This is a genomic window from Escherichia sp. WS338 (genome assembly GCF_046486405.1).
In the GTDB taxonomy this organism is placed as follows: Bacteria; Pseudomonadota; Gammaproteobacteria; order Enterobacterales; family Enterobacteriaceae; genus Escherichia; species Escherichia coli.
On record NZ_JBJQLL010000063.1, the window covers coordinates 1 to 12,699 of the forward strand.

General features: G+C 45.7%; 9 protein-coding genes and 1 pseudogene. 4 read left to right on the plus strand and 6 right to left on the minus strand.

Features of this window, described 5'->3' with window-relative positions; all coding sequences use genetic code 11:
• Together ACJHWT_RS24405 and ACJHWT_RS24410 are read left to right on the plus strand one after the other, a co-directional pair.
• Positions 1 to 3,169, plus strand: a 3,169-nt coding sequence (locus tag ACJHWT_RS24405) for a prophage tail fiber N-terminal domain-containing protein (RefSeq protein WP_410232368.1), incomplete at its 5' end; no start/stop codon positions are given.
• Positions 3,169 to 3,750 carry a tail fiber assembly protein gene (locus tag ACJHWT_RS24410; protein WP_048236353.1) on the plus strand — a complete coding sequence of 194 codons (582 nt, stop codon included), beginning with the start codon at positions 3,169 to 3,171 and terminating at the stop codon, positions 3,748 to 3,750. The genes ACJHWT_RS24405 and ACJHWT_RS24410, both read left to right, overlap by 1 nt.
• 1,590 nt (positions 3,751 to 5,340) lie before the next feature.
• Here ACJHWT_RS24410 and zinT read toward each other — a convergent pair.
• From zinT to hiuH, 4 genes are all read right to left on the minus strand, one after another.
• Entirely contained in the window at positions 5,341 to 5,991 is a 651-nt protein-coding gene (gene zinT, locus ACJHWT_RS24415) for a metal-binding protein ZinT (RefSeq protein WP_001007767.1), read from the minus strand.
• 256 nt (positions 5,992 to 6,247) lie between these two features.
• A complete protein-coding gene (gene msrQ, locus ACJHWT_RS24420) occupies positions 6,248 to 6,883 on the minus strand; it encodes a protein-methionine-sulfoxide reductase heme-binding subunit MsrQ (RefSeq protein WP_001240090.1) in 636 nt (211 codons plus the stop codon).
• Entirely contained in the window at positions 6,884 to 7,888 is a 1,005-nt protein-coding gene (gene msrP / locus ACJHWT_RS24425) for a protein-methionine-sulfoxide reductase catalytic subunit MsrP (RefSeq protein WP_000740111.1), read from the minus strand.
• A 108-nt stretch (positions 7,889 to 7,996) separates the two neighbouring features.
• Positions 7,997 to 8,410, minus strand: coding sequence for a hydroxyisourate hydrolase (gene hiuH, locus ACJHWT_RS24430; protein WP_000920132.1), 414 nt, complete (start codon positions 8,408 to 8,410; stop codon positions 7,997 to 7,999).
• Between the two features lie 132 nt (positions 8,411 to 8,542).
• On the opposite strand from hiuH, the gene hprR reads away from it, so the two are divergent.
• Positions 8,543 to 9,214 (plus strand): response regulator transcription factor HprR, encoded by a 672-nt coding sequence (gene hprR / locus ACJHWT_RS24435; RefSeq protein WP_001340597.1) that lies wholly within the window; start codon positions 8,543 to 8,545, stop codon positions 9,212 to 9,214.
• The gene (hprS, locus tag ACJHWT_RS24440) at positions 9,214 to 10,572 is read left to right on the plus strand and encodes a two-component system sensor histidine kinase HprS (protein ID WP_000826785.1); all 1,359 of its coding nucleotides are present in this window, start codon (positions 9,214 to 9,216) and stop codon (positions 10,570 to 10,572) included. Before hprR ends, hprS begins: the two co-directional genes overlap by 1 nt.
• A 107-nt stretch (positions 10,573 to 10,679) precedes the next feature.
• Here the strand turns inward: hprS and hchA are convergent, their stop codons facing one another.
• Together hchA and ACJHWT_RS24450 are read right to left on the minus strand one after the other, a co-directional pair.
• On the minus strand, positions 10,680 to 11,531 hold the full coding sequence (gene hchA / locus ACJHWT_RS24445; protein WP_000218222.1) for a glyoxalase III HchA: 852 nt from the start codon (positions 11,529 to 11,531) through the stop codon (positions 10,680 to 10,682).
• Positions 11,532 to 12,122: 591 nt separating this feature from the next.
• Positions 12,123 to 12,593, minus strand: a pseudogene (locus ACJHWT_RS24450) (porin); the annotation flags it as partial.
• Positions 12,594 to 12,699: the final 106 nt, after the last annotated feature.

The following is a 12,699-nucleotide window of genomic DNA, read 5'->3' on the forward strand; positions in this document are numbered from 1 at the left end:
GCCGGGCACACTGAATGATTTCCTCGGTGCAATGACGGAGGATGATGTCCGGCCAGAGGCACTGCGCCGTTTTGAACTGATGGTGGAAGAGGTGGCGCGTAACGCGTCCGCGGTGGCACAGAACACGGCAGCCGCGAAGAAGTCAGCCAGCGATGCCGGCACATCAGCCCGTGAGGCGGCAACCCATGCGACTGATGCTGCAGGCTCAGCACGCGCAGCCAGCACGTCAGCCGGACAGGCCGCGTCGTCGGCTCAGTCAGCGTCTTCCAGCGCAGGAACGGCATCAACAAAGGCCACTGAAGCGGAAAAAAGTGCTGCCGCTGCAGAGTCCTCAAAAAGCGCGGCGGCCACCAGTGCCGCTGCGGCGAAAACGTCAGAAACGAATGCGGCAGCGTCACAACAATCAGCAGCCACTTCTGCATCCACCGCGACCACGAAAGCGTCAGAAGCTGCCACCTCAGCCCGGGATGCGTCAGCTTCAAAAGAGGCGGCAAAATCATCAGAAACGAGCGCAGCCTCGAGCGCCAGCAGCGCAGCTTCCTCGGCAACGGCGACAGCAAATTCTGCGAAGGCGGCCAAAACGTCCGAGACGAACGCTAAGTCTTCTGAAACGGCAGCGGGACAGAGTGCCTCAGCTGCGGCAGGCTCAAAAACAGCGGCTGCGTCGTCTGCCAGCGCCGCGTCAACAAGTGCCGGGCAGGCCTCAGCCAGTGCCACCGCTGCCGGAAAGTCGGCAGAAAGTGCCGCATCGTCTGCTTCAACAGCCACAACGAAGGCTGGCGAAGCCACTGAACAGGCCAGCGCAGCAGCGAGGTCTGCTTCCGCAGCGAAGACATCCGAAACGAACGCGAAAGCGTCGGAAACCAGCGCAGAATCCTCAAAAACGGCTGCCGCATCGTCAGCCAGTTCGGCGGCGTCATCGGCATCATCTGCGTCTGCTTCAAAAGATGAGGCGACCAGACAGGCGTCAGCAGCAAAGGGCAGCGCCACGACGGCATCCACGAAGGCGACAGAGGCAGCTGGCAGTGCGACGGCGGCAGCTCAGAGCAAAAGTACGGCGGAATCCGCGGCAACGCGCGCCGAGACAGCGGCAAAACGGGCAGAGGATATTGCATCCGCCGTGGCGCTTGAGGATGCGAGCACGACGAAAAAGGGGGTAGTACAGCTCAGCAGTGCGACCAACAGTACGTCTGAAACGCTGGCGGCAACGCCAAAGGCAGTAAAATCAGCCTATGACAATGCAGAGAAACGTCTGCAGAAAGACCAGAACGGCGCTGATATACCCGATAAGGGACGCTTCCTGAACAACATTAACGCGGTCAGTAAAACAGACTTTGCTGATAAGCGTGGTATGCGTTATGTGCGGGTTAACGCTCCTGCAGGTGCAACATCTGGAAAATATTACCCTGTTGTTGTTATGCGTTCTGCTGGCTCAGTAAGCGAACTGGCATCAAGGGTCATTATCACCACGGCAACGCGAACCGCAGGCGATCCGATGAATAACTGCGAGTTTAACGGATTTGTTATGCCTGGTGGCTGGACTGACAGGGGGCGTTATGCTTATGGAATGTTCTGGCAATATCAAAACAATGAACGAGCCATCCACTCAATAATGATGAGTAATAAGGGCGATGATTTGCGCTCTGTGTTCTATGTTGATGGCGCTGCTTTCCCTGTTTTTGCGTTTATCGAAGATGGCCTGTCAATATCCGCACCTGGTGCTGATCTCGTTGTTAATGATACGACCTATAAGTTTGGGGCAACAAATCCGGCGACTGAATGTATCGCGGCGGACGTTATCCTTGATTTTAAGAGTGGGCGTGGTTTTTATGAGTCTCATTCGTTAATCGTTAACGATAACTTGTCGTGCAAAAAACTTTTTGCCACAGACGAAATTGTAGCGCGTGGTGGTAATCAGATTCGAATGATAGGTGGGGAGTATGGTGCATTATGGCGTAATGATGGCGCTAAAACTTACCTGCTGCTTACCAATCAAGGTGATGTTTATGGTGGCTGGAATACATTAAGACCGTTTGCTATTGATAACGCAACCGGCGAACTGGTTATTGGAACCAAACTGTCCGCAAGTCTGAACGGTAATGCATTAACAGCAACAAAGCTGCAAACGCCAAGACTGGTTTCTGGTGTTGAGTTTGATGGTTCCAAAGATATTACTTTAACCGCCGCGCATGTGGCTGCTTTTGCCAGAAGGGCAACGGATACATATGCCGATGCGGATGGTGGCGTTCCCTGGAATGCCGAATCAGGCGCTTATAATGTCACCCGCTCTGGCGACAGCTATATTCTGGTTAACTTCTATACCGGAGTCGGAAGTTGCCGGACCCTGCAGATGAAGGCGCATTACAGAAATGGTGGTCTGTTCTACCGTTCTTCAAGAGATGGCTATGGTTTTGAGGAAGACTGGGCAGAAGTTTATACCTCGAAAAATCTTCCACCAGAAAGCTACCCAGTCGGCGCACCAATCCCGTGGCCATCAGATACCGTTCCGTCTGGTTATGCCCTGATGCAGGGGCAGACTTTTGACAAATCTGCCTACCCGAAACTTGCAGCCGCTTATCCGTCAGGCGTGATCCCTGATATGCGTGGCTGGACGATTAAGGGCAAACCTGCCAGTGGTCGTGCCGTATTGTCTCAGGAACAGGACGGCATTAAATCGCACACCCACAGCGCCAGCGCATCCAGTACGGATTTGGGGACGAAAACCACATCGTCGTTTGATTACGGCACTAAATCCACGAATAACACCGGGGCGCATACGCACAGTCTGAGTGGCTCTACGGGGTCTGCCGGTGCTCATACTCATGGTAATGGTATTCGTTGGCCAGGAGGCGGCGGTTCTGCGTTAGCATTTTATGATGGCGGTGGGTTCACTTATGTCAAGGATTCACAGTATCAAGTAAGCCCGGGGACTTCTTCCAGTAGATCGTATTATCAACGTATTCAGACACAGTCAGCAGGTGCTCATACCCACTCGCTGTCTGGTACTGCAGCAAGTTCTGGCGCACATGCACATACTGTAGGTATTGGTGCGCATACGCACTCGGTTGCGATTGGCTCACATGGACACACCATCACCGTTAACGCTGCTGGTAACGCGGAAAACACCGTCAAAAACATCGCATTTAACTATATTGTGAGGCTCGCATAATGGCATTCAGAATGAGTGAACAAGCACGGACCATAAAAATTTATAACCTGCTGGCCGGAACTAATGAATTTATTGGTGAAGGTGACGCATATATTCCGCCTCATACAGGTCTGCCTGCAAACAGTACCGATATTGCACCGCCAGATATTCCGGCAGGCTTCGTGGCTGTTTTCAACAGTGATGAGGCATCGTGGCATCTCGTTGAAGACCATCGTGGTAAAACGGTCTATGACGTGGCTTCCGGCGACGCGTTATTTATTTCTGAACTCGGCTCATTACCGGAAAATGTCACCTGGTTATCCCCGGAAGGGGAGTTTCAGAAGTGGAACGGTACAGTCTGGGTGAAGGATACGGAAGCAGAAAAACTGTTCCGGATCCGGGAGGCGGAAGAAACAAAAAACAGCCTGATGCAGGTAGCCAGTGAGCATATAGCGCCGCTTCAGGATGCTGTAGATCTGGAAATCGCAACGGAGGAAGAAATCTCGTTGCTGGAAGCCTGGAAGAAGTATCGGGTGTTGCTGAACCGTGTTAATACAACAACTGCACCGGATATTGAATGGCCAGTAGCACCTATAGGGTAAATTCGTAATGATTACCTAAATACGTTATTCTTTTGTTCAAAAAGTGATTTTGCTATAGGTAGGGAGTATGTTCTTGGATTAAGAATAAAAAATCGCCATGAAAGAGCTTCATGGCGAGTACATAAACGTACAAAATGTGATGAAAGTAGAGTGGCGTAAGCCACTATATTAAGATATGACAATAGCGAAGAAAAGTAAATAACATTTTATGGACGTTTAATTTTTAATTATAAAAACTAGAGTGCCCGATATTGTTTATCTTGCTTTAAAATAATGTACTCAAACCAAATTTTTGAGCTAAAAGCTCAAATAATATAAATGCAATAATAATGTTTAATAAGACAATTAGCTTGCTTTGTATTTTCATTTCGGAATACTGTTAAGTAACTTTGATGACCCTAACAATAGATCGGAATTTTCTTAGAGTCAATGGTCACTGTTTTTGCTTGCAAAGCAAATGTTTTGGTGGTTATAAGTTGTCTTAATATAGTCACGCATGCAACTTGTTCCATGCGGAGATTAAAGATTGGAATATAACGCGAAGATGGAATTAAATTACATTTGCAATAATCAATTTATTATTACTCAATAATTACCGATATTATTATTGTAAATTAATCATTAGAGTGCAAAAAGAAATGTAACGGCAAAATAAGAGGACGATAGCTGAGAAAAAAGCGTGCTTTCCCAATCTGGGGCAAATCACGTCTGAATGACACCTGAAAACAGGTGGTAGCCTCAAGAAGGCTTGGAATATTCTTCTTTAATGTTATGTAATTCATTGATTTTTCGTGTACGATTTTAAGACATTTATTCCAAGAAAAATTTTTAACTCTTTGATTTTTCGACTCTGTATCATCGGTCTCGAAAACCGGAGTAGGGGCAACTCTACCGGGGGTTCAAATCCCCCTCTCTCCGCCACTTTATCAATGACTTATCTCCTGACTTCCCGCCTTGCTTTTCCTAAACAGAACAATCGTAGAATATTCTTGAAGGGTTAGATCGTCACTGTTTTCTGTTCGATACTGTGACATTCAGCACTTGATTCGCTATGGAGCTGACAGGAAGGTTTCGAGCGAAAATCTACAGTTATTCAGTCGTTTTCTTATCGGTCACCATTATTCTTTTAGACATTGATCCTATGAAACTGCCGCAAAGTTGCTGGCGGGAACTGAAGTTGCGTAGAGAAGGGGTCAATAATTGAGTCAAAAAAGGAACGCGGCCGTCAGATTAAAGCCGCGGGACAAAGTCCATAATTTCCAAGAGTTGTTGAATTTCCCAGCTTTTTTGAAAGCCTTTGTATCATACTAACAAGTAAAAAAGGTTTAAACACCAAAATTAACCTATATTTCTGGTTAGCTTTACCATGACAGATGACTTGCTCCTGGAAACATTTGTGCTGCCAGTCTGTATGGCTGAGTTGTGTATTTATTGTTCGCCTTTTTCGCATTTTTTTTCTACAGACATAATAAAAAAGACACGACTCAAGTATGAGCGTGTCTGAGTTTGTCTTACTTATTTGTCTTGGCAAATTATTGTTGTTACTACCAGGCACTGTTCTGTTAAATAACTGAAGTCAGCGCAAAAAAATCAATGAGACATCATCTCCTCGACCACTTCTTCGCTACTCAACTGATAGGGATAATACGTTGGCCAGTTTTCCATTTCATTCAATAAAGACTGTTGGGAATCATTACCCATAAAAATGTGAAAATGAGATGATTTTCGTGGTGCAATTATATGATCGCTAAATTGTATATATTTAGGGGCTTTGCTTTCAGGATCTTTACATTCGAATAAGTAACGAACGCCTTTCTTGCCTGATTTATAGGTGAGTATTTTGTATCCATCGTAATCATATTTACAGGATGTTGTTTCATTATTTCTATGGAATTCGACAATGCCGTCCTCAATGCCAATCATCTCGATGTCTGTCACATAACCTTTGCGATAATAATCTTTAATTTCAGCAAATGTTTTGGTTTTATCTGCATCCGCTTTCTTCTGAAAGACGGGGTCAAGTTTGCCACTTTGCAGTAAAGGATAAACGGATTGCCAGACTCCATCCCAGTCACTGAGCGTTCGGTTTTGTACATTGGCATCATCAAAAACACCATTAGCAGCTTTTTGTTCGACCTCTGTTAAGGGTTTGCCGTGTGAGTGATGACCATGCGAAAAGGCAGGAGCGCTAACAATAAAGACACCTAAAGCAACAGCCAGTTTATGAAGACGAATCGCCAAAACAGTTTCCTCCAGAGTTAATGTATATGATGTGTAATGTTATATTGTAACATATAACAAAATGCAACAACTCTTAGGAGACAAGAGAATAGTTCTCTCAGGTGTGCTTATCTATCTTATTGAAATAAAATAAATTATGTCGATGATTTGAGGTTGATGACAAACGAAACATAACTTGATGTGATCTGCGTAGGCCGGATAGGGCGCTCGCGCCGCATCCGGCAGGGATAACGCGTACTTTGTCGGCAATATGAAGTTATACAGATAATTTGTTGTGAACCTGCTTGCGTAAACGGTTAAAAAGGGAAAGCAACTTCTTATACCGTAAGGCTAAAAGCAGTACCGCCAGCCCAGCGTAGATGAGTGGCTGCGGTGAAATAATCTTCACTGACCACAAATAATGTATTGGGGCCAGGATCGCGACAAGATAGACGAAGTTATGCAACTGTTGCCAGTGTTTACCGAGTTTTCGCTGCATCGCCTGGGTTGAAGTGAACGCTAACGCAAGCAAAATTACCCAGCTGATAATACCTAACGTTAAATAAGGCCGGGTAATTAACTCCTTACCTAATAACGCCAGATTATTCACGCCCAGCTCCAGCAATGCGTAACTGGTTAAATGCAGTGTCGCCCAGGCAAAGCACCATAAGCCTAACAGGCGGCGAGTGCGTATCAATAACGGCTGTTTTGCGTAGCGTGCCAGAGGTGTGATTAACAAGGTCGCCAGCAAAAATTTCAGTGCAGTGCGACCAGTAAAATGCTGAATATCTTTCACCGGATCGGCACCCAATCCACCGTGATTAATCGCCCAGACCAGCCAGAGAAACGGCAACAATCCGGCAAGATGCAGGCAAACTTTCAGCCATGTCACCTGTTTTGCTGTCAGACGCATTTAGAAATTCTCCCGCAAATCCAGGCCACGATACAGCGATGCCACCTGCTCGGCGTAACCATTAAACAGTAGCGTTGGCTGGCGCTGTACATCGAGGATGCCGCCTGAACCAATAAATCGTTCGGTAGCCTGTGACCAGCGCGGGTGATCAACATGCGGATTAACGTTGGCGTAAAAACCGTATTCGTCAGGCGCTGCCAGATTCCAGGTGGTTGGCGGACGCTCGCGGGTCAGCTTAATACTGACTATCGATTTAATCCCTTTAAAGCCATATTTCCACGGCACAATCAGTCGCACCGGCGCGCCATTTTGTGGCGGTAACGCCTTGCCATAAACACCCACGGTCATCAGTGTGAGCGGATGCATTGCTTCGTCGAGACGCAATCCTTCGACATAAGGATATTTCAGCCCGCCACCGATAAAGCGGTCCTGCTGGCCTGGCATTTGTTCCGGTGCATAAATTGTTTCGAAAGCGACATACTTCGCATTGCTGGTGGGTTCGGCAAGCGCCAGCAATTTGTGCAGCGGAAAACCAATCCACGGCACCACCATCGACCATGCTTCCACGCAGCGCATACGATAAATACGCTCTTCCAGCGGAAAGCGACGGGTTAAATCATCGTGATCGAGGGTCAATGGTTTTGCCACTTCGCCGCTGATTTTCAGTGTCCATGGATCGGTTTTCAGGCTACCAGCATTAGCGGCGGGATCGGCTTTATCCAGCCCGAATTCATAGAAGTTGTTATAACCGGAGACTTTATCTGCTGGCGTCAGTGGCAGGTCATTTTGCCAGGCGGCAGGCTTGCTGAACTCCAACGGTTTTCCGGCGGGGGCGGGTGGGCGATCATTCCCTTTAAACCAGCTAAGCAGATCGGCATGCGCAGCGTGAGGCAAAGAAAGTGCAGCCGCGCTGATGCCCAGTGCTTTTAACACCTGCCGACGCGTCATAAAGAATACCGACTCGGCCGTAACATCTGATTCTTTTAAAAATTGATTCTTTTTCATAAGCCATCACACTTTTTTGTCTTTAGCCAGCAAGAGCCGTTTACTGTTAATCTGTCAGGGAGTGTCCTCCCTAACAGTAGCAGAGATCTGCTTTTACATATTTATGCATTAACTGCCACGATAGGTTGAATACCCATATTGGCTAAGTAATAAAGGCACATGATAATGCTCGTTCACTTTATTAATATGAAATTCAACGGGGATCTCAGGGAAGAAACTTTCAAGATTTTGTTTCTTGAAATAGTCCCCGGTTTTAAATACGACACGGTAATCGCCCGTAGTTGCAGTTTGCTCGGGCCACAGTGCCTTAATTCGTCCATCCTTATCTGTTTTGGCGGTATTAAGTTGTAACCAGCCGTTGTCCGCTTTCTTTTCAAGAGTGACTGTCACGTCGGCAGCGGGTTTTCCTGTTTGCTGGTTCAAAATGTGCACACTAAGAATGTTTTGTTGTGCAGCATAGACCAAAGAAGGTAATGAAAATGCAGCCGTTACTACGGAGAGTACTAAATAACGCTTTAACATGTTTATATCCTTGTCATGTGAATGAGTTTTGAGGATAGCGAAAAAGCGTCCACGGTAACCTTACAGCAGCATTACAATTTTGTAATGAACCAGGCTGTTTCTATAACATATGATTTATGGCATATTATTTTCATGAAGATTTTACTTATTGAAGATAATCAAAGGACCCAGGAGTGGGTAACGCAGGGGCTTTCCGAAGCGGGTTATGTCATTGATGCCGTTTCTGATGGCAGAGATGGGCTTTATCTTGCGCTTAAGGATGATTATGCATTGATCATTCTGGATATTATGCTTCCGGGTATGGATGGCTGGCAGATCTTACAAACGTTAAGAACAGCAAAGCAAACTCCGGTTATTTGCCTTACTGCAAGAGATTCTGTCGATGACAGAGTCAGAGGGCTGGACAGTGGGGCAAATGATTATCTGGTAAAACCTTTTTCATTTTCTGAGTTGCTGGCAAGGGTTCGGGCACAATTAAGGCAACATCACACTCTGAATTCAACATTAGAAATCAGTGGCTTAAGAATGGACTCTGTTAGTCAAAGTGTGAGCAGGGACAATATCAGTATTACACTGACGCGCAAGGAGTTTCAGTTACTTTGGCTACTGGCCTCCAGAGCTGGCGAGATTATCCCCAGAACGGTTATTGCGAGTGAAATTTGGGGAATCAACTTTGATAGTGATACCAATACGGTGGACGTCGCCATTCGCAGGCTCCGCGCAAAAGTTGATGATCCTTTTCCTGAAAAGCTAATCGCCACAATCCGGGGGATGGGCTATTCATTCGTAGCGGTAAAAAAATAATGAAAAGATTATCTATAACCGTCCGTTTAACCTTGCTTTTTATATTGCTGCTGTCTGTTGCTGGCGCTGGAATTGTATGGACTCTCTATAATGGCCTGGCAAGTGAGTTGAAATGGCGCGATGATACAACACTCATTAACCGGACAGCGCAGATCAAGCAGTTGTTAATTGATGGGGTAAATCCAGATACGTTACCTGTGTACTTTAACCGGATGATGGATGTTAGTCAGGATATCTTGATCATTCATGGTGATAGCATCAACAAAATTGTTAACCGGACGAATGTCAGTGATGACATGTTAAATAACATATCTGCTACTGAGACAATCAGCGCAGCTGGCATTTACAGAAGCATTATTAATGATACAGAGATAGATGCTTTACGAATTAATATTGATGAAGTTTCGCCATCATTAACGGTTACTGTGGCTAAATTGGCTTCAGCCAGACATAACATGCTTGAACAGTATAAAATTAATAGCATTATAATTTGCATTGTCGCCATTGTACTTTGCTCAGTATTAAGTCCGCTGTTAATCAGAACGGGATTACGAGAGATCAAAAAGTTGAGTGGTGTAACGGAAGCGCTGAATTATAACGATAGCCGGGAGCCTGTTGAGGTTAGCGCATTACCGAGAGAACTAAAACCTCTTGGGCAGGCGTTGAATAAAATGCATCATGCTTTAGTCAAAGATTTTGAGCGTCTAAGTCAGTTTGCTGACGATCTCGCTCATGAACTTAGAACGCCCATTAATGCATTACTGGGTCAGAATCAGGTTGCGCTCAGTCAAACCAGAAGTATCGCTGAATATCAAAAAACAATTGCCGGTAACATTGAAGAGCTGGAAAATATTTCGCGGTTAACAGAGAACATACTGTTTCTTGCCCGGGCAGATAAAAACAATGTTTTGGTGAAACTGGACTCACTTTTTCTCAATAAGGAAGTCGAAAATTTGTTGGATTATCTTGAATACCTTTCAGACGAGAAAGAGATTTGCTTTAAGGTCGAGTGCAATCAGCAAATCTTTGCGGATAAAATTTTACTGCAACGAATGTTATCGAATCTTATTGTTAATGCCATTAGATATTCACCAGAAAAATCGCGCATTCATATAACCAGTTTTCTTGATACCAACGGCTATCTTAATATTGATATCGCCAGTCCTGGAACGAAAATTAATGAGCCTGAAAAACTCTTCCGTAGATTTTGGCGGGGAGATAATTCGCGTCATTCCGAAGGTCAGGGACTTGGTCTTTCTTTAGTCAAAGCGATTGCCGAATTGCATGGGGGAAGTGCTACGTATCACTATTTTAATAAGCATAATGTGTTCCGAATTACGTTACCGCAAAGAAATTAACATAGGGCTTCAGTACGCCATAAATCAACCATGAAAAAACGCAGCCACGTCGTGAGTATTAACGTGGCTGCGATTGATTATGCGCTTACATTCATACGTAACAGGGATTAACCCGCATAAGCTGCCAGCATTTCCTGCGCCGCCAGTTTACCCAACGCATTCGCTGCGAAAGGACTGTCGCCGGTGAGAACTTTACGGTCCTTATGTACTCGCCCGGTGATGTCGTCATTAATAATGTTCATGCCCATTTTCTTCAGCTCTTCGCCGAAGTACCAGGTGAGATGACCCGGCATATAGCCTATCTCTGGCGTTTGTTTGTCTGCGGCGTCTGGGAATGCGCAAATGGAATAACCATTCAGTGGGTTATCGCCGTGGCGAAGCGCCAGAAAAGCCGACGGGCCGTGGCAAAGGGAGATAACAAAACGGTCATTTTTGATTGCCCACTGCAAAGCAGCAGCCACGTCCTGGCTTTCTGGTAAACCAATAAGTGCGCCATGACCACCAGGAACAAAGATTGCTGCATATTCGCTGTCTGCGTTGAGGCTGACGACAACATCCGCGAGTTTTTTCGGATTGCGGAACAACGATTTATGCTGCTCAAAGAATGGCATTACTTTTTCATCTTTGTGCGGCATAGCCCAGTATTCAAACTTGGTCATCAGACCGGAAATGGTCGCCACTTCGAATTCGAAACCTGCAGCATGGAGATGATACAACGGCAGCAACGTTTCAATCGGATGGTTACCGGTCGAGAACAGTTTTCCGTTATCGGTCGGCAAATAACGTTCGTCCGCGGCGATCACCAGAATTTTATGTTTACCGCGATACGGTTTTGGATAGTCCACGCCATCAAGATCAGAGACAGGACTGGTATATTGGCTAAGCGAATATTCTGAAGGGAAGAATGCATTATCTTCAGCAATATCGACCTGCGGATTTTTACTTGTTTGAACAGTCATAGTGTATTCCTTATTGTTGCTTAGTTAGGGTAGTCACTATATTTGCGACTGAGCTGGTCGCTATTTTTAACCAGTCTGGAAAATTGAGTCAATATATCGAAAGCGGTAGTCTGCGGGTGTAAGTATGTAATGATGATGCTGCACTGGTGTTGAATATTATTCACGCCAAATTTTCCTTATTGAGCAACGTCGTCGCAAGTGGCCTCAATGATTTTAGACCATTATCAGAGATGCGGGGCGGAGGGAAGAGATTTAGTGCTGTGGAATATTGTGGTGCTGATCAATATTTATATCCCGGATTGGTAGAGAAAAAGCTTATTTCATGCACTATTTTTGCAAATATTTCTATATGGGAGGCGTGTTTGTTGCGGATTAATACATAAAGAAATGTATTTGGAGTGTTGGCTGGAAGAGTAGCTGGTAGAGATATTGTGCCAGGAGGGGCAGGGTAAGGTGCTGTATCGATATGCTTTGGCAATTGCGTGTGCCGCAGATGGAGATGAAATGCCAATAAAAAAGCCTGAGTTCGATGAGGGACGAACTCAGGCTAGTGTTATGTTTTACAGTAACACGCCGCGGCGCGTTGGCTGATTAGAACTGGTAGACGATACCAAATGCGAGTTGGTCGTCGGTGTTCAGTCCATGAGCGAGAACATAATCACTCTTATCAAGCAGGTTGATCTGATAAGCGGTATATACGTTCATGTTCTTATTGAAGTAATACCAGGTACCGATTTCAATGTAGTTCAGACGATCAGAATCTTTGTAACCTGCTACGTCCAGTGCTTTAGAATAGGAGTAACCGATGGATGGACGCAGACCGAAGTCGAACTGATATTGCAGAACAGCTTCGAAGTTTTGTGTTTTGTTCACAACATCACCGTCGTCGGAATTCATGTTGTGAGATTCACCGTACATCACAGCAGCATAGACGTTGTTGGGATCATATTTTGTTGACAGTGCCCAAACTTCTGCTTTTTCACCTTTACTATCACTAGACTGGAAATCAGTACGGTCAGAGTTTGCGTAAGCACCAGTAAATGAGAAACCGTCAATAGTGAACCGCCCCGGGTTTCCTGGAGAGTGTTTTATCTGTGAACTCAGGCTGCCAGATCATCGTTTCCGATGGAAGCATAATAAGCTTTTTCTGCTTCTGCCGGAGGAGTAT